Consider the following 18233-nt stretch of genomic DNA (forward strand, 5'->3'; position numbering starts at 1 on the left):
GTCGTGGTCGTGGTCGTGGTCGTGGTCGTGGTCGTGGTCGTGGTCGTGGTCGTGGTCGTGGTCGTGGTCGTGGTCGTCATGACCCGGCTGGGCTAGCGCATCGTGTAGCACCTGCGCGTTGTGGCGCATCATACCCAGGTAAGTACTCGCTTCACCCTCCGCTGACAGCGCGTCCGCGTAAAGCGTGCCGGCAATCGGCAGGCCGGTCTCTTCGGCGAGCTGTGTGATGATCGACTGGTTGGTCATGTTCTCATGGAACAGCGCCTTAACGTTCTCCTGCTCAATCACATCCACTAGCGCCGCCATGCTGGCGCCACTGGGGTCGGCTTCCGTGGAAAGCCCTACCGGAGAGAGGAAGTTCACACCGTAAGCGCTTGAGAAGTAGCCAAAGGAGTCGTGGCCGGTAATCACGCTGGTAGAAGCCGGGATCTCGTCAATCAGCGCACGAATCTCAGCGTCGACTTCCGCCATTTCCTGTAAGTACTGCTCCGCATTGGCGCGGTAGGCATCGGCGTTATCGGCATCGGCGGCGATTAGCCCATCACGGATATTGGCAACGTACACCTCGGCTTGGTGCATATCCTGCCAGGCATGCGGGTCTTGGTTGCCGTGTTCGTGGCCGGCGTGGTCGTCATGCCCATTTTCTTCATGCCCATGTGCTTCATGCTCGTGCTCGTCGTGAGCATGCTCGTCATGTCCATGATCCTCATGACCTTGTTCGTCATGGTCTTCGTGCCCAGCGAAAGAGAGTGGGTCAATGCCATCGGTGGCGGTGACCAGTGGGCCCGAATAGTCGCTGGCACTAATCAAACGCTCCATCCAGCCCTCGAAACGCAGACCGTTAAACACTACCAGGTCAGCATTGGCCAAAGAGCGGGCATCGCCAGGGCTGGGCGAATAAACGTGAGCATCGCCATCGGCAGCGACCAGTGGTGTCACCTCGACATGCTCGCCGCCTACGTTTTCCACCATATCCGCAAGGATAGAGAAACTGGTCACCACCTGAACGCGTTCATTAGCCATGGCAGCAGGCAGCGCCAGCATAGCGGAAACACCGACTAACCAGCGCGACGGCCGAGATGATAAATAGGCAAGCGACATACAACACTCCTTACAAAAAGCATGAAAACTGACAATTAAGACCCTTGCTCCACTGCCAGTGGCGTAGTTTTACGCCGCAGCTTGGCTGCCAAGCTGTGGTAGCGACCAAACAGGGCCGAAAACAGATAACCGAACCCAGCCAGCAGAATAATGCTCGGACCTGAGGGGATATCCAGATGAAAAGAGAGCAGCAGGCCGCCGGTACTCGCTACCATGGCCAACACGATCGCGATACCGATCAAGCCCTCTAAGCGTTTGCTCCAGAAGCGCGCCGAGGTGGCGGGCAGCATCATTAAGCCGACGGCCATTAGCGTGCCCAGGGTTTGAAAGCCAGCGGTTAGGTTTAGTACCAGCAGCCCCAAAAACACGCTGTGTACCCAGCCGCTGCGGCGACTCTGCCCACGCAAAAACAGCGGATCCAAGCACTCCACTACCAACGCACGAAAGACCACTGCGAGCGTCACCACAATCAGCGTACTGATGCCCGCGATCAGCAGCAGCGCGGTGGGGTTGATCGCCAGAATCGAGCCAAACAGCACATGGGTAAGATCAACGCTGCTACCACCAATCGAAATCAGCATCACGCCTGCGGCCAGCGAGATAATAAAAAAGCTCGCCATGGCGGCATCTTCACGCTGGCCGCCCATTTTTGAGACCGCCCCCGCCAGCAGCGCGACCATTAACCCAAACAGCACCCCGCCAATGCTCATGATCGGCAGTGAAAACCCCGCCAGCAGAAAGCCCAATGCCACGCCGGGCAGAATCGCGTGGGCCATGGCATCGCCAATCAGGCTCATGCCACGCAGCACCAAAAAAACCCCCAGCGGCGGCGCGGCCAGCGAAAGCGCTAGGCCACCCACCACCGCCCGGCGCATAAAACCGTAATCAAACGGGCTGATAAACCAGGTATTAAGCAGTTCCCACATGACGTCCTCCCAGGCTAAACGGCACTACTTGGGCGGGGGCATGTTGGTGAGTGAGCGCACTGGGCGCTACCCAGCGGCCGTGGCCGCCGTTAAGCATCAGCACTTCATCGGCCAGGCGTTGCAGGTGGTCCATGTCGTGGAGTACGACAATAATCGTCGCGCCGTCGTCTGCCATCTGGCGCAGAATGCGGATCAAAACATCCACGGTTTCGCTATCCACATTGGCAAACGGCTCATCCAGCAGTAACAGCTCGGCTTCCTGCATTAGCGTGCGGCCAAACAGAGCGCGCTGGCGCTGGCCGCCGGAAAGCTCGCCCAGGGGGCGGTGGGCCAAGTGCGAAATGCCCAGCCGGGCCATGATTTCGCGGCCCTTGCGGTAGTGCGCCGCACAGTAGCCGGTTAGTGCGCCGTGGCTGGGCCAACTGCCGGTCATTACCAGCTCTTCCACACTCATCGGGAAGGTTAGATCCAGCGCCAACTGCTGTGGCAGCCACGCCCGGCGCTCTTTAGCCACCGTGCACACGACCTCACCGCTAATAGGCCGAAGTTCACCCATAATGGCTTGAATCAGCGTGCTTTTACCGGCGCCGTTAGCGCCAATCAACGCAGTAATCGCACTCGGCTTAAAGTCGCCTTCGATATGTTCCAGCACCGTGCGGCGGGCCTGAGCTAAATGCAGATTATGCAGTTGCAAGCGTGATAAAGAGCGCTGACTCATCCTAACCACCCGCCAGCCCAAACGACCAACCCCCAAAGCGCCAGCAGTGGCACGGCCACCAACATCAGGCGTTTAATCGCCGACAGGGACATCAAGGAAAAGTGACAAGGTCCTTCCTTGTTATGGCGGTGCGTATGCTCACTCATCAAGCGACCTCATGTAATAGTGAATAGGTTATAACATAACGTTTGGCAAAGCCAAAAAATTGCTGAATATTTTACTCGTTCAGGCCGCGCTGGCAACGATAAAGCGCTGGAGACAAGCCGCCGCCAGCGCTTTAAGGGAATAACAGCAGGGTAGTATCAATAGCGCCAAGTAGCACCCAGCTGTTGCGGCCCCACATGCAGCGCGTATTCACCGGGGATTGTCAGCGGCCCGAGCGTCAGATCCGCGGGTTGGAAGCGGTTAATCGCAGAAGACGCCTGATTCGGCTGCGTCCAGATTTGTAGCTCGTTGACCAGCATGCCGGTGGCAAAGTTAATCGCGCCATCGCTTTCCCGGCCATCGGCAGCAATCACCGCCCCCGCCACGCCATTCACCACTAGCGAACTGACACGGGCACCCCAGCCGCGCCGCGCGCGCTCAGCCTGGGCGAGCTGCAATCCCAGTGCCTGAACGCCAGTTAAGTCGCCGCTGGCTTTCAAGCGCTCATATTCAGCCAGCGCCGCCGGGTGCGGCTGGCGGTCGGTCAGCATGCCGCCCAACGCCAGCGCTGATTTCACCACGCCCACCCGCGCATCAAAGCGGTCATCGGCGTTGCTCGCCTCGCTCGACTGGTAAGCGTTCACCGCCAGGCTGGTACCATAAATCCCGGTCCAGCTTACTTGCCAAATATTGGCCTGGCGCGCGCCTGCCTCAAATACTTCATCATACTCATTCCATTGCGCACCGGTTTGAGTCTGGGCTTGTGCCTGGGCGTGTAAAGAGGCAGGCAGGGTGATCACCAAGGTGATAACCAGCGCGGCAAAAAGACGAAAAGCATGCATACAGAAGTGCCTATGTAAGAGGAGCAATTGCGCTAAGCGTAGCATGCAAATCAAAGGAGACGAGGGCGGATTCAAGGGTGGCGAAGTATGACTAAGGTCAATGGCGTGTTGGGATAAAGAATGGTTAGATGAAGGAAGACGATAACCAGGAGCGCCGCATGGATGATTTTTCGCCCAATGACCTAAAAACCATTCTCCATTCCAAGCGCGCTAACCTCTATTACCTCCAGCATTGCCGAGTGTTGGTGAACGGTGGCCGCGTCGAGTACGTCACCGATGAAGGCAGCAAATCGCGCTATTGGAATATTCCCATTGCCAATACCACATCAATACTATTGGGCACCGGCACCTCGATCACCCAAGCGGCTATGCGCGAACTTGCCAAGGCCGGTGTATTGGTAGGATTTTGCGGTGGCGGTGGCACGCCTCTGTTCGCGGCCAATGAAATTGATGTCGATGTTGCCTGGCTAACGCCGCAAAGCGAATACCGGCCCACGGAGTATCTTCAATATTGGGTGCGCTTCTGGTTTGACGATGTAAAACGCCTGGACGCTGCCCGGGCGTTTCAGCAAGCCCGCCTTACCCGTATCGAAGCGCTGTGGACAAGCCGAGTGATGAAAGACGCAGGCTTTAGTATTTCCACCGATCATCTGCATAGCGCACTGAGCCACCATCGCGAAGCGATCAAGCAAGCCCCCAGTACCATCGACTTGCTGACCCTAGAAGCACGTTTAACCAAAACGCTGTTTAAGCTGGCGGTGAACGCTGTCGACTATGGCGACTTCACCCGTGCCAAGCGCGGTTCGGGCACCGACCCCGCCAACCGCTTTCTAGATCACGGCAACTACCTCGCCTATGGTTTAGCGGCGACCGCCACCTGGGTGTTAGGCATCCCTCACGGCTTGGCGGTACTCCACGGCAAAACTCGCCGAGGTGGACTGGTTTTCGATGTAGCGGATTTGGTTAAAGACGCGGTGATTCTGCCCCAGGCGTTTATCTCTGCCATGCGCGGCGATGAAGAGCAGGAGTTTCGCCAAGCCTGCATTGAGCGCCTCACTCGCACCGAATCCCTCGACTTTATGATTGATACCCTCAAGGAAGTCGCCCAGGAGCTGGGGAGTGGCGAAGCATGAACGTGCTGCTGATTTCCCAGTGCAACAAAAACGCCCTGAAAGAGACGCGCCGCATCCTCGACCAGTTTGCCGAACGCCGTGGCGACCGCACCTGGCAAACGCCGATCACCCAGGCCGGGCTGGATACGTTGCGCAAACTGCTACGTAAGAAAGCGCGTAAGAATACCGCCGTTGCCTGCCACTGGATTCGTGGCCACGACCACAGCGAACTGATGTGGGTGGTGGGGGATGCTTCGCGGTTTAATATCCAGGGCGCAGTGCCGACCAACACCACCGCCCGAGATATCCTGCGCCGCCACGATGAAAACGATTGGCACAACGGTGAAGATATTCTCCTGCTCACCGCCCTGGCCGCGCTACTTCACGACCTGGGTAAAGCCTGCGATGCCTTTCAGCAGCGGCTAAAAGGCAAGCTGGAAGGCCGCAACTTATACCGTCACGAATGGATATCGCTGCGTCTGTTTCAAGCATTTGTTGGGAGTGACGACGACGCCACTTGGCTGGCGCGCTTGGCCGAAGGTGACTACCAAGAGCAGGACTGGTTGGAGGGGTTAGAGCGTGATGGGCTGGATGAGGCTAATTCAGCGGTGTTTAGTCGTTTGCCGCCGCTGGCTGCAGCACTTGGTTGGCTGGTGCTTAGCCACCACCGACTGCCATTGAAACCGCCGCCAACTGATGATGATACGCTCCAGCGCTGGGGTGGAAAGACCAACCTGCAAGCTGAACAGCTGCCCCAGTTGTTTGAGTCCATTAGCGCCGAGTGGAACGAAATACCTGAGACGCAAGACCCAAAGCGCATCGCCCCCTACTGGCTATTCAAGAGCGGATTACCCGTTAGCACGCAACGCTGGCGTGAGCGCGCAACGAAGCTTGCCACGCGGTTACAGGCACGGCTGAAAAATAGCGTGCACTGGCTCGAGAGCCACTACGTCATGCACTTAGCGCGGCTTAGTCTCATGCTGGCCGATCATCACTATTCCAGTCTGGAAGACCCGCTGCACCGTGTACGCGGCGAGCCCAACTATCCGCTGATTGCCAATACCTTACGCAAAACCGGCAAGCCGAATCAGCCATTGGATGAGCATATTCTAGGAGTTGAGAAACATGCCGCCGCGGTCGCCCGTGCGTTGCCCAGCGTAGACAGCCACTTACCCCGCTTGGCGCGTCATAAAGGTTTTCGTAAACGTAGCAGCCACCCGCGCTTTCGCTGGCAGGATAAAGCCTTTGATCTGGCCCAATCGCTTAGAGAGCGCAGTCAGCGCCAGGGCTTTTTTGGCATCAATATGGCATCCACTGGCTGCGGCAAAACCCTGGCGAACGGGCGCATTATGTATGCCCTTGCCGACCCCGATAAGGGCGCGCGCTTTAGCATTGCGTTGGGGCTACGCACGCTGACTCTGCAAACGGGTCAAGCCCTTCGCGAACGTCTGAATCTGGGTGAAGATGAACTCGCCGTGCGGGTGGGTGGCAGCGCCAATAAAGCCCTGTTTGCGCACTACGAGCAAGAAGCCGAAGCCAGCGGCTCGGCCTCCAAACAGGCGTTAATCGAAGAAGACGCCCATGTGGTGTTTGACGGCAATTTTGATAGCCACCCGGTACTGCGCCGCTTGAACGATGAGCCGGGCACCCGCGCGCTGATCGCCGCCCCCATTTTGGTATGTACCGTTGATCATCTTGTGCCTGCCACGGAGAGCACCCGGGGCGGGCGTCAAATCGTGCCCATGCTGCGCCTAATGAGCAGCGACTTAGTGCTGGATGAGATCGACGATTTTGATATCAACGACCTGCCTGCGCTTACCCGGCTTGTCAATTGGGCCGGGCTGCTAGGATCACGGGTACTGCTTTCATCGGCCACCTTGCCGCCTGCGCTGGTGGAAGGGTTGTATGAAGCCTATCGCAGCGGTCGTGAAGCTTTTCAACGCCATCGCGGCGAGCCGGGTTTGGCGACAGATATTTGCTGTGCCTGGTTCGACGAACACGACCGCCAGCACCACGATTGCGCCAGCGGCGAGACCTTCAGGACCGCGCATCATGCTTTTGCCAAGCGTCGGTTAGAACGCCTATCGACTAGCCCGGTACGCCGCCGTGGGAATATTTTATCGTTACCTGCAATGGGTAAACGCCCGGAAGAGATCAGGCCCGCGGTTGCAGAGCTGTTACGCGAGCATGCACTGGCGCTTCACCAGCAGCACCACTCCGTTGATCCCCACACCAGTAAACGCGTCAGTTTCGGTTTGATTCGCATGGCCAATATAGACCCATTGGTGGATGTCGCCAGAGCGCTGTTTCAACAGGGCGCTCCAGAAGGCGTGCAACTTCACCTGTGCGTCTACCACTCCCGACACCCGTTGGTCATGCGCTCTGAAATTGAGCGCCGGTTAGACAGAACGCTGCAACGGGCTGAGCCAGATCGCGTTTTCCAGCAGCCGGATATCCGCCGCCTGCTGGATAGCAGCGAAGAGTACGATCACCTGTTTATCGTTTTAGGCTCGCCGGTCACCGAAGTGGGCCGCGATCACGATTACGATTGGGCCATTGTCGAGCCTTCCTCTATGCGCTCGATTATTCAGCTCGCGGGCCGCGTGCGCCGCCACCGCGAGCAGGCCTGCGACGTGGCGAATATTCTGTTGCTAGATGCCAACTTAAAGCACCTGGAGCGCCCGAGTGATCCTGCATTTCATAAGCCCGGCTTTGAAACCAGTGAACAATGGCGGCTCAGCAGCCATTCGTTAACCAAGCTACTTGCTGCTGACGATTACCAGGTGATCGACGCTCGCCCCCGCGTGCTGGCGCGGGAAACCCTGCGCGCCAAAGACAGCCTCGTCGACCTTGAACATGAGCGGCTACATCAACTGATGATCGAACAGCCCGCCGAGCCATTAACCACAAAAGAGATCAGGCTAGGCAAGCAGCCCAAGTCACCGCCGTTGGGTGCTTACAGCTGGTACGTCGCACCGCAGCTGCACTTAACCGGCGTGATGATTCAGCGCCAGCCGTTTCGTCAGCAAACGCAAAAGGAGGTAGCCCTGGCGCTGCTGCCCGATGAAAGTGGCGAAACCTGGACGCTGCACCGCGTGGAGGATGGTGAAAGACGTGGTGAAAAGTTGTACGTGCAAGTCGAAGAGAGCCTACTCAAGCGTATCGACTTAACAAACGAACAAGGCGAGCGGATTCAGCCCTGGGGTGCGAGCGATTATCTAACGACTCTTGCTGACCTAGCGGAAGATTTGGATATCTCGCTGGAAAGGGCCGCGCGTACCTTCGGCATCGTCACGGTTTCAGAAAACACCAATGGTTGGTGGTACCACCCAGTGCTGGGATTTTCCAAAAGGAAATGACGCTATACATTAGCTAAGCGATCACTGATCAAGCGGTTGAGGCTGATATTTTCCTCTGCTGCTTTAATCGCTAGCTCGCGGTGTTTTTCTGGGGGGATACGCACATTAAAGCGACCAGAGTAATGTCGCTCCGAAAGAGGAGTAGGAGGCGTTTCGCCTTCCACTTGCATGTCGGCCACTACATCGGCAACAAGGGAAAGAATCCCTTCCAGCGCTTCTTGGTGAGTATCTGCAAGCCAAGAGAGGCTGGGTAGCTCAGTGCATAAACCAACAAATTGTTCATCTTCTTCAGACCAGCGAATGCGGTAAGTGTAATGGGTATGGTTGACCATGGTACTACTCCCATCGTCACTTTGATGACGATAATTTATCAATGGCAGCGAGCACTTGGCGTACTTGATAAGGCTTGGCTTCTCCATTCTTGCCACGTTGAATATTAACGCGTGGATCGCCGGGCCAAGGTGTTTTGTACACCCGATGGCTGGTTTTTTGCTGACGAGGAGGGCCAAAGTAGTGATCGCATAAATACGCTAACTCGTCGAAGCTCATGCTTTTGGGCTGCCGACGAGCCTTATCCAGAAGCTTATCAAGCTTTGCCATAAGCGCTCTCAAATAGTAGTACCAATAATAGTACTGAATTAAGTGGGTGTCACGCTGAAAACTGCCTGTTCGGCAGCTAAAAATTGCAGCGCATTACTTTTACTGAGCTGTATGTCCAACAGAAATAAAATGATAGCACAGAAATTTTAATGCTGCGCATTACTTGGTTTGCAAAAAGATGAGGCTTGGCTTAGTGTGAATACAGCTTCATTTTAATTAAGTGAGTCCCTTAAGGATGATCTATGGAAAATACTCAGCAGAAGGGTGTTCGAAGCACCATTGAGCAGTTTTTAAAAGAGCGCTTCGATACTAGAGCGGAGAAGCTAGCTCCCGATGACCCAAAATACCAAGCGTTGGTCGAGCAGTTTCAGTTCGATAATTGGATAGAGAGTGCCGCCAAGCGCGTTAGCCAGCTGCAAGTTGTTACTCACTCACTAAAACCGATCCACCCAGACGCTAAAGGCTCCAGCCTTTACGCCCCGCCAGAATCGCTAAACAACAATCATCTTGTCGGTAGCCACACGTTACCCCCTGATTTTGCGGGCGATGTGGTAGGTAACGCCGCCGCTTTGGATGTTTATAAGTTCTTGAAGCTCGAGTTTGAAGGCAAGTCGCTGCTTGACCGTGCCTTGGAAACCGATAGCGAGTTTGCCAACGCGTTAAGCGATAACCCCGAACAAGCCCAGACATGGATCAGCGCCTTTGCGGCGATTACCGAGCCGCGCGGTGAACATGCCTCTCACACTCGGGGCAAACAGCTTTACTGGCTAGTCGGCGAGGACGCTTTGGATGAAGATAGTTTCCACCTGCTGGCGCCGCTCTATGCGACTTCACTAGCCCATCGGGTCTTTCAAACCATCAACCATGATCGCTTTAGCGAAGAGGCCAAAGAGACACGTAAAGCCAAGCGGGAAGGCAAATACGCGGAACAGCCGGTACACAGCTATCCCAATCTGGCCGTTCAAAAAATGGGCGGCACTAAGCCGCAGAATATCTCGCAGCTGAATAGCGAGCGGGGCGGGAACAACTATTTATTAGCCTCAATGCCACCAAGCTGGAATGCACGCGATATTCGCCCGCCGCTAAGGGTGGATTCAGTATTTAAATCGTTTGGTGTTTTCTACTACACAGGTGGCGTGAAAGGGTTGGTTAAAGACCTAAAGCAGTTTCTCGAAACTAAACCCGCCACCGATATGCATACCCGCGACCTGCGCGATGATTACACCGCCATGCTGATGGATGAGCTGGCGCTCTTTGCCATGCAGATGCATAGCTTGCCAGCAGGATGGAGTGCCGATGAAACATGTGACTTATCAGCAGAGGAAGCTTACTGGTTAGACCCAGGTCGCGCCGAGGAAGATAGCGCTTTTCGTGAAGCGCGAAACGCGACGGATTGGGCCGACGATATTCGTCATCGCTTTGCTAACTGGCTCAACGCCGCGTTAGGCGAAAAGCTCCCCTTTGGCGATGTGGAATTCCGCCATTGGCAGAAAACGCTCTCAAACGGCGCCACCCATCAGCGTTTGCTTGACCGTGACCGCCGTTGGATGGAGAACTTAATGGAGGACTTAAACAATCTACCGGGAGCTGATGACGATGAGTGAAGTTAACAACCTCCTGGTGCTGCCGCGCCTACGGGTCCAAAACGCCAATGCGATTTCCAGCCCGATGACCTGGGGCTTTCCTTCCATGAGCGCCTTTGTGGGTTTGATGCACGCCTTGGAACGCAAGCTGTGCGCTGCAGGCATTAACGTTGCCCTCGAAAAAGTCGGTGTTATTTGCCACGACTTTGAAGCCCAGGCCACAGAAGGCGGCTACATCCGCGGCTTTCACCTGACTCGTAATCCAGTAGACAAAACAGGCGGCACAGCGGCGATTGTAGAAGAAGGGCGCGTCCACCTGGATATCACGCTGATCTTCACCATTGATACGGCCGCCGATGAAAGCGAGCGTGGGCATATCGCCGAACAAATCGGTGAGATGGTGGCGGGAATGCGCATCGCCGGGGGCAGCGTCATTCCCAATCATGCCGTACCCGATCATAAGCAGCGGCCTCAATGGGTCGCGCTGGATGACAATGAAGACGAGCGGCAAAAGCAGTTTGCTCGTCTGAAGCGTCGCTGGCTGCCGGGCTTTGCGCTAACCCTGCGCGACGACTATCTCACCGAACACCTGCAAACGCTGCAACAACACAACCCTGAGGCCAGCTTGCTGGATGCGTGGTTAGACCTCTCTCGTCTTAACCATCTTTGCACGTTAGAAAATGAGGGCGAACCCAACGAGAAGCCCGTTTGGCAAGCGCAGCGCCCCTATCGCGGCTGGTTGGTGCCGATTCCAGTGGGCTACGGCGCGATTTCCGATCTTTTCCAGCCCGGAGAAGTCGCCAATGCCCGCGATGCCCAGACCCCTTTTCGCTTCGTCGAAAGCCTGTACTCAATGGGTGAATGGGTTAGCCCGCACCGCATGAAGCAACCCGAAGACCTGCTTTGGTACGTTGATAACGACGAAGAAGCGGGACTTTACCGACTCAACAACGATTACCACCTTCGCGCTACTGCCCAGTAATTAGGAGTTTCACCATGGCTAAAAACGATACCCTCAAAACCGCTTCCGTCCTCGCCTTTGAACGCAAGCTTGATCCTTCCGATGCCCTGCTTTACGCCAGCAGCTGGGAAAAGCGCCAAGATAATCAGCAGTGGCAGCCGGTAGAAGTGCGTGAAAAGTCGGTGCGCGGCACCATTTCCAACCGCCTGAAAGCCAAAGACCAAGACCCCGCTAAGCTAGACGCGGCGATTGAAAATCCCAACCTGCAAACTGTCGATGTCGCCACGCTGCCCCACGATGCAGACACCTTAGTTGCTCGATTTACGCTGCGCGTATTGGCGGGTGCCGGAACGCCTTCGGCCTGTAATAACGCCGAGTACCAAGCCAAGCTGGAACAGGCAGTTGCTGAGTATAAACAAGCGCAAGGCTTCGGCGAGCTGGCGCATCGTTATGCCAATAACCTCGCTAATGGCCGCTTTCTGTGGCGTAACCGCATGGGCGCAGAGCAGGTAGAAGTCAGTATTCGCCAATTGGCCCAGGGTAACACCGCCAAAGAGTGGACGTTTGATGCACTGTCGCTTTCGTTACGAGCTTTCGAGGACACCGCCGAGCTTAAAGAACTCGCCGGTGTTATCGCCTCCGCGTTGGCGGGTGAGCAGCACTTACTGCTTGAGGTAGTGGCCTATGTGCGTGTGGGCAGTGGCCAAGAAGTGTTCCCGTCCCAAGAGTTGATTCTTGATCGGGGCCGGGGGGATAAGAGTAAAACGCTTTATCACGTTAGCAAGATTGCCGGTATTCACTCGCAGAAACTGGGTAATGCCATTCGCACCATCGACACCTGGTACCCCAATGAAAACGATGAAGACCTAGGCCCTATTGCTGTTGAGCCTTATGGCTCAGTGACCACGCAGGGCAAAGCGTACCGCCAGCCCAAGCAGAAGGCTGATTTCTACTCTCTGCTAGATAACTGGATGATCAAGGATCAAGTGCCCACGAAAGAAGATCAGCACTTTGTTATGGCGACCCTGATTCGCGGCGGTGTATTCGGCGAAGCGGGGTAAACCATGGATCACTATATTGATATTCGGCTAAGGCCCGACCCCGATTTCGCTCCGCCGATGCTGATGGGCGCGCTCTACAACAAGCTGCATCGAGTGCTATTTGACCTACAGGCAACGGATATAGGCGTTAGCTTCCCAGCCCATAAGCATGGAGTCCGTGCTCGTACATTAGGCGATCACCTGCGTTTGCATGGCACTCAGGCACGGCTGGGGCAATTGATGGGCGCTGACTGGCTGACTGGCATGCGCGATCATACCCAAATCAGCGAGCTGCTTGCCGTGCCCGAAAGTACCAAGCATATCAATGTGGCGCGCAAGCAGTTCAACACCGGCAGCCCAAGCCGAGCCAAACGATATGCCAAGCGGCATGACATTTCAGAAGACGCAGCACAGCAAATTTACGCCAAGCTAGCGGCGCGACGTATTGAGCTACCCTTCGTGCAAATAAATAGCCGTTCGACTCAGCAGCGTTTTAGCCTGTTTATCGAACAGGGTGAGCCGAAAGAAAAACCGGTGGCGGGTTCGTTTAACCACTACGGTTTAAGCCCCAGCGCCACAGTGCCATGGTTTTGACCCTTTTTTCTAGCATGAAAATAGGCGACTAATAATCAATCACTTAGCGGTATCGCTCCCAAAAGGGTGATATCGCTTTTTTTGGCTAAAGCTCTTTAACAATCAGCACATTAATTTTGATATGCTCTAGTGCGCTGCCGCCCAGGCAGCTCAGAAAATGCTCTCGTCTTTGTTGGCTTCTTGAATGTGGTGCGCTGCCGCCCAGGCAGCTCAGAAAAAAGGCGTTTAAGGCCAAACGGAAAAGAGTAAGTGCGCTGCCGCCCAGGCAGCTCAGAAAATACGCTGGCCGAATTGGCCGAGCTTGGGCTGGTGCGCTGCCGCCCAGGCAGCTCAGAAAAAAGAGCGCAAACAGCGTCGCTTGCCCGAGCTGTGCGCTGCCGCCCAGGCAGCTCAGAAATCAAGCACTTCGCGCTCGATTTTACTCATCGGGTGCGCTGCCGCCCAGGCAGCTCAGAAAATGGCGCTGAACTCACCGCTCTGGCGCTTTTCGTGCGCTGCCGCCCAGGCAGCTCAGAAATGGCCAAAGCGCCCACCGCTTTCGCTGTGGGTGTGCGCTGCCGCCCAGGCAGCTCAGAAATACCTCGATAGCATGATGCTCGCGTTGATGGAGTGCGCTGCCGCCCAGGCAGCTCAGAAAAGTAGGCGTGTCGTTGGTACCGTCATCACGCAGTGCGCTGCCGCCCAGGCAGCTCAGAAAATTCAAACGTAGGCAGGTCTACCCGCCCCGACGTGCGCTGCCGCCCAGGCAGCTCAGAAAGCTAGACGCCCCGCCAGCTCTGCATATCACTCGTGCGCTGCCGCCCAGGCAGCTCAGAAATCCAGCAGCATGGCGTGATCTGGCGTGGTTGAGTGCGCTGCCGCCCAGGCAGCTCAGAAATACCACCTCTGTGGGCGGCTGCGCCATGTACTGTGCGCTGCCGCCCAGGCAGCTCAGAAAACAATTACCAGCGAGTCGCGCTTATTAAATCGGTGCGCTGCCGCCCAGGCAGCTCAGAAACTGGTAGCCGTGGCGCTTTAAGCAGCTTACGAGTGCGCTGCCGCCCAGGCAGCTCAGAAAAGAACAAACCCTTCGTAATGCCAAGACAGTAGGTGCGCTGCCGCCCAGGCAGCTCAGAAAATAACGACGCAGCCCGGGTAATGCTCGACCGCGTGCGCTGCCGCCCAGGCAGCTCAGAAAATGACACCATCGCTCATTTCCTCGCCCAGCTTGTGCGCTGCCGCCCAGGCAGCTCAGAAAGTATCGCCAAAGGTGTGATGCGCTATGTCGTGGTGCGCTGCCGCCCAGGCAGCTCAGAAAACAATCTGCGCCAGCACCACACACGCTTATCTGTGCGCTGCCGCCCAGGCAGCTCAGAAACATTCCATCAGGTAGCGAGGGCAGCGGATAGTGTGCGCTGCCGCCCAGGCAGCTCAGAAAAGCGTGTCCAATAAGTGTTTACAGATCGTCAAGTGCGCTGCCGCCCAGGCAGCTCAGAAAATCGGTATCGACCATTTACGGTTAGTACCAGAGTGCGCTGCCGCCCAGGCAGCTCAGAAAGTAAACAATGCTTGCTGTTTCCTCCAGAATGGGTGCGCTGCCGCCCAGGCAGCTCAGAAATGATGGGCCGTTAGTGTGTCGGTGGCGTTAAAGTGCGCTGCCGCCCAGGCAGCTCAGAAATTTCCGGTAACGGGGAAACGGCCCACTTCAACGTGCGCTGCCGCCCAGGCAGCTCAGAAACTAGCATTACTCAGGAAGTAATATCTTGATATGTGCGCTGCCGCCCAGGCAGCTCAGAAATTGCTCAGCGGCCATCTTTTGCTTGTATTTGAGTGCGCTGCCGCCCAGGCAGCTCAGAAAAGAATGTCCGTACAAGCACCTTCGTCGGGTAAGTGCGCTGCCGCCCAGGCAGCTCAGAAAATTACTACATCAGTCAGAATAAACAGCTACCCGTGCGCTGCCGCCCAGGCAGCTCAGAAATGTCATCTGTTCCCACCATCGGTGTACTTGTTGTGCGCTGCCGCCCAGGCAGCTCAGAAATTCACCAGCGGAGCTAAAAGCCCAGCTTGCCCGTGCGCTGCCGCCCAGGCAGCTCAGAAACTGGCCATCGGCTGGAAAGGCCAGCCGCTCACCGTGCGCTGCCGCCCAGGCAGCTCAGAAATGGGACGAACGGATACACACGAAAAACAAGAGGTGCGCTGCCGCCCAGGCAGCTCAGAAATCCAGCGCCTCCTGGGAAATTACCTACTTGTCGTGCGCTGCCGCCCAGGCAGCTCAGAAAATGCGGGCGGAAGCGGATGCGCTGGGCCTAACGTGCGCTGCCGCCCAGGCAGCTCAGAAAATTTTGCCCCCGGTTCAATTCGCGGCGTGCTAGTGCGCTGCCGCCCAGGCAGCTCAGAAAACCAACAGTAGGCTATGCAATGAAGCGGATGAGTGCGCTGCCGCCCAGGCAGCTCAGAAATGTGGCTTATCGTACGTAGCGGATCGCTCTTGGTGCGCTGCCGCCCAGGCAGCTCAGAAATTCGAGTAGAACTTCTATGCTCATCGCTCAAAGTGCGCTGCCGCCCAGGCAGCTCAGAAATATTAAACCTTTATTCATTTTTAGAACCTCTCGTGCGCTGCCGCCCAGGCAGCTCAGAAACCGAAGCCTGGGGCGCCCGAATGAACAGCTACGTGCGCTGCCGCCCAGGCAGCTCAGAAATATCAGCCTCCTCAAGAAAAGCCTCCAGTGCAGTGCGCTGCCGCCCAGGCAGCTCAGAAATCAGGCGGGTCTAGGATGACGCGGCGCACGTAGTGCGCTGCCGCCCAGGCAGCTCAGAAATACGTCGTCGCCCAGGTCGGCGGTGACATTGGGTTCGCTGCCGCCCAGGCAGCTCAGAAACGCTACTTCGGCGCATAGATCAAACGCTCTTTGTTCGCTGCCGCCCAGGCAGCTCAGAAAAACGTGCAGGAAGAACTAAAAGCGCTCACCCAGTTCGCTGCCGCCCAGGCAGCTCAGAAAAAATACCGAACCGCCGAGATTACTGCCAACAAGTGCGCTGCCGCCCAGGCAGCTCAGAAAAAAATGATTATCCAAGCAGTAGATAAAAGCATGTGTGCTGCCGCCCAGGCAGCTCAGAAACTCAGCTTGTCCAATGTAGCCGCTAGCATACCGTGCGCTGCCGCCCAGAAAGCTCAGAAAGCTATGTCGACGACATCGTCATGATCGGCCATGTGCGCTGCCGCCCAGGCAGCCCAAACGGTCGCGAGCTAAAGCTACCCCCACCTATGTAACTATCAGGCTGGCAGAGATACTTTCACACTGAGCCATGAGGAACCGCAAAAAAACCACCGCATAGGTGGCTTTTATGCTGAATTTCGATCAATGCTAGCGCTTTAATCTTCTTGCGGTGGTGTTTCCAGCGCGCGTTTGTCGTCGGGTACCCGGACGATGTGACCGACTTCCAGCTTGTTGAAGCTTTGGTGGCGGCCGCCGTTGTTGTCGATAATCGCGGCGACTTCGCCGATGCTGACGGCGTCATCTTCTCGGTAGGCGTCTACTTTGACGCGCACCATGGCGCCGTTGTAGCGCACGGAAATAATATCACCCGGGTCGGGTTGGCCGCTTTGATCGGGTTGTTTTTTAAAGTACTGCATAACACTGGCGCTGCCGGGTTCGTCCCATTCGATATGCTGATGCATCGCTGTCTTCCTTGCTGTGATGAATGTCGTGATGAATGGTTTGATGTGTATTGCTTTAGTGTAGTGCCTTCAACGGGCTTATGTATGCTGTTCATCCACCGCCGGTTACCCGCAGGCGATACTCTTCCAGATGTGCGATGTAGTTGAGAGACTCCCACCGCTAGCAAATTGACCTTGATCATTGCGAAAGGCTAGGTGGCGCCAGGTGAAGGTTTGCGCAGCGGAAGGGGGTACTTGCGTGGCTTCACGTGGCGATTGTGGCAACCCGCTCGGGCCGTTCTAAAACGAAATTAAGGGCGCCTTCGCTACCGGCTGAGAGGGATGCCACGACACGTAGGTGGCGCTCTTGTCCTACTCGGTAGGTCGCTTCTTCCTCATGGGCTATCAATCAGGTCGTTAAAAAAGGTGCTTCGGGCGGGGTGGTTGTGAGTTGCCGCACGAAACCCAGTCACGGGGCGCGTGCCCTCTCAATCTGGCAATTCAGGAGCAAGATAAGGTGTGTTAGCTAGGGTATCGTTTTCGGGTTCATTTATTTGGCTAAGCTGTTGACCATCGTAATTTTTTAGCCGAGTGGGGCAGGCGCGTAAACGCTGAATAAAATCGTCGATAGCGATTTTTCCGTCCAGCTCAGGGTCAAACCCGCCTAAGCGTTCTAGCCAAACCCGCCTAACCGCCATGTAGGGTGGTAATAACAGCGCACTTGCCGTTAAACGTCGCAGAAGACGTTCTGGAATCGAAGGCTGTTTAAGTCCAATGATTAAGGCATCAAGTGTTGAGGCGGTCAGTTGGGGATACAACGAGTGCCATAGTGTGGCTGAGGGCGGCTGTTTTTGCAGCGCAATGATTAGCCATTCAGCTTGGCTGGCAAACGCGGCTTTGTTAAGCCGAGCCCCGAGCGGCAGATGCGGCGTGATGAGGAAGTGAGTATGGTAACGCTGCTCAATAGCGGCCAAGCGCTCCTGTGTATAAGCACCGGTCACAAAAATAGGCAATAAATGGTCAGCCACGCCAGAGTCACGAATGGACTGTAAATGCCGTGGTAACATTGACCCCGTAACGACAGCGTCAACGATAAAGCAAACCGATCCCATTTTGCTGACTCCAGCTGTGATCAAGTATGTCAATTTGTAACTTATTGTAGTAGCCGGTTTATTTAAGTAGCAAGAGAAAAGTTTGCAAACAAGAAAGTATGCCGCCTTTCCGTGCACCATTTTGAGGCAGTAGCGTTTATTTTTGATTTATTTTGGTGCAAAGAAGGGATTTGAATCGCTGTTTAATACCTCGCAGCGGCTTTATGCGTCATGAAGAAGCATTGCCGGGTGTTTTTAAAAGCTTATAAAACAGGTGGTTGAGGTTTTTTTATGCCATATTGGTGCAGTGTTGGCATAATCTCTGCATTAAGATTTTTAGCGGCTAGCGGGTCGTAGGCACAAGCCCTGCGGCGTGCTAAAACGATAGCCGGTTGGAAATATTCGCTGAGCGATTTGTGCACCAATGCCAGCAAGCGTTGAGCGAACAAGAATGACAAACGTGTGGTTTAGCACGTAGTTTGTCGAACAACACATTTATCGGTAGCTTACTGTCGTTAGCTTTAA

At 55.7% G+C, this 18233-nt stretch carries 15 protein-coding genes and 1 CRISPR repeat array; of the genes, 6 read left to right on the top strand and 9 right to left on the bottom strand.

Going from position 1 to position 18233, the window contains the following annotated elements; all coding sequences use genetic code 11:
* The 5 genes from RZA33_RS14705 to RZA33_RS14725 form a co-directional block, all read right to left on the bottom strand.
* Positions 1 to 1101 (bottom strand): metal ABC transporter solute-binding protein, Zn/Mn family (locus RZA33_RS14705; protein WP_317508462.1); only part of this gene is annotated, 1101 nt, incomplete at its 3' end.
* A gap of 35 nt (positions 1102 to 1136) precedes the next feature.
* On the bottom strand, positions 1137 to 2027 hold the full coding sequence (locus RZA33_RS14710; RefSeq protein WP_317508463.1) for a metal ABC transporter permease: 891 nt from the start codon (positions 2025 to 2027) through the stop codon (positions 1137 to 1139).
* On the bottom strand, positions 2011 to 2745 hold the full coding sequence (locus tag RZA33_RS14715) for an ABC transporter ATP-binding protein (protein ID WP_317508464.1): 735 nt from the start codon (positions 2743 to 2745) through the stop codon (positions 2011 to 2013). Before RZA33_RS14715 ends, RZA33_RS14710 begins: the two co-directional genes overlap by 17 nt.
* Positions 2742 to 2891, bottom strand: a complete 150-nt coding sequence (locus RZA33_RS14720; RefSeq protein ID WP_317508465.1) for a hypothetical protein — start codon at positions 2889 to 2891, stop codon at positions 2742 to 2744. Before RZA33_RS14720 ends, RZA33_RS14715 begins: the two co-directional genes overlap by 4 nt.
* Before the next feature lie 156 nt (positions 2892 to 3047).
* Positions 3048 to 3731 (bottom strand): hypothetical protein, encoded by a 684-nt coding sequence (locus RZA33_RS14725; protein ID WP_317508466.1) that lies wholly within the window; start codon positions 3729 to 3731, stop codon positions 3048 to 3050.
* 158 nt (positions 3732 to 3889) lie between these two features.
* Between RZA33_RS14725 and cas1f the strand changes: the two genes are divergently transcribed.
* Entirely contained in the window at positions 3890 to 4864 is a 975-nt protein-coding gene (cas1f, locus tag RZA33_RS14730; RefSeq protein ID WP_317508541.1) for a type I-F CRISPR-associated endonuclease Cas1f, read from the top strand.
* Positions 4861 to 8202 carry a type I-F CRISPR-associated helicase Cas3f gene (cas3f, locus tag RZA33_RS14735; RefSeq protein ID WP_317508467.1) on the top strand — a complete coding sequence of 1114 codons (3342 nt, stop codon included), beginning with the start codon at positions 4861 to 4863 and terminating at the stop codon, positions 8200 to 8202. Before cas1f ends, cas3f begins: the two co-directional genes overlap by 4 nt.
* Positions 8203 to 8204: 2 nt before the next feature.
* Here cas3f and RZA33_RS14740 read toward each other — a convergent pair whose 3' ends face one another.
* A complete protein-coding gene (locus RZA33_RS14740) occupies positions 8205 to 8534 on the bottom strand; it encodes a type II toxin-antitoxin system HicB family antitoxin (protein WP_317508468.1) in 330 nt (109 codons plus the stop codon).
* Positions 8535 to 8550: 16 nt separating this feature from the next.
* A complete protein-coding gene (locus tag RZA33_RS14745; RefSeq protein ID WP_317508469.1) occupies positions 8551 to 8802 on the bottom strand; it encodes a toxin HicA in 252 nt (83 codons plus the stop codon).
* Positions 8803 to 9044: 242 nt separating this feature from the next.
* On the opposite strand from RZA33_RS14745, the gene csy1 reads away from it, so the two are divergent.
* Genes csy1 through cas6f form a run of 4 tightly spaced genes read left to right on the top strand, consistent with a single transcriptional unit; the run spans position 9045 to position 12980 of the window.
* Positions 9045 to 10406: a type I-F CRISPR-associated protein Csy1 gene (gene csy1 / locus RZA33_RS14750; RefSeq protein ID WP_317508470.1), complete on the top strand. Its 1362-nt coding sequence runs from the start codon at positions 9045 to 9047 to the stop codon at positions 10404 to 10406.
* The gene (gene csy2, locus RZA33_RS14755) at positions 10399 to 11367 is read left to right on the top strand and encodes a type I-F CRISPR-associated protein Csy2 (protein ID WP_317508471.1); all 969 of its coding nucleotides are present in this window, start codon (positions 10399 to 10401) and stop codon (positions 11365 to 11367) included. The genes csy1 and csy2 overlap by 8 nt, the downstream gene beginning before the upstream one ends.
* 14 nt (positions 11368 to 11381) lie before the next feature.
* On the top strand, positions 11382 to 12407 hold the full coding sequence (gene csy3, locus RZA33_RS14760; RefSeq protein WP_317508472.1) for a type I-F CRISPR-associated protein Csy3: 1026 nt from the start codon (positions 11382 to 11384) through the stop codon (positions 12405 to 12407).
* Positions 12408 to 12410: 3 nt separating this feature from the next.
* Positions 12411 to 12980 carry a type I-F CRISPR-associated endoribonuclease Cas6/Csy4 gene (gene cas6f, locus RZA33_RS14765; RefSeq protein WP_317508473.1) on the top strand — a complete coding sequence of 190 codons (570 nt, stop codon included), beginning with the start codon at positions 12411 to 12413 and terminating at the stop codon, positions 12978 to 12980.
* Between the two features lie 129 nt (positions 12981 to 13109).
* Positions 13110 to 16198: a CRISPR direct-repeat array (repeat unit 28 nt; unit sequence GTGCGCTGCCGCCCAGGCAGCTCAGAAA).
* A 134-nt stretch (positions 16199 to 16332) separates the two neighbouring features.
* On the opposite strand, the gene RZA33_RS14770 is transcribed toward cas6f, so the two are convergent.
* Positions 16333 to 16638: a hypothetical protein gene (locus tag RZA33_RS14770; RefSeq protein WP_317508474.1), complete on the bottom strand. Its 306-nt coding sequence runs from the start codon at positions 16636 to 16638 to the stop codon at positions 16333 to 16335.
* A gap of 467 nt (positions 16639 to 17105) precedes the next feature.
* A complete protein-coding gene (locus tag RZA33_RS14775; protein WP_317508475.1) occupies positions 17106 to 17729 on the bottom strand; it encodes a hypothetical protein in 624 nt (207 codons plus the stop codon).
* Positions 17730 to 18233 lie beyond the last annotated feature (504 nt).

Origin of the sequence: Halovibrio sp. HP20-59 (assembly GCF_033052795.2) — a bacterium.
In the GTDB taxonomy this organism is placed as follows: Bacteria; Pseudomonadota; Gammaproteobacteria; order Pseudomonadales; family Halomonadaceae; genus Vreelandella.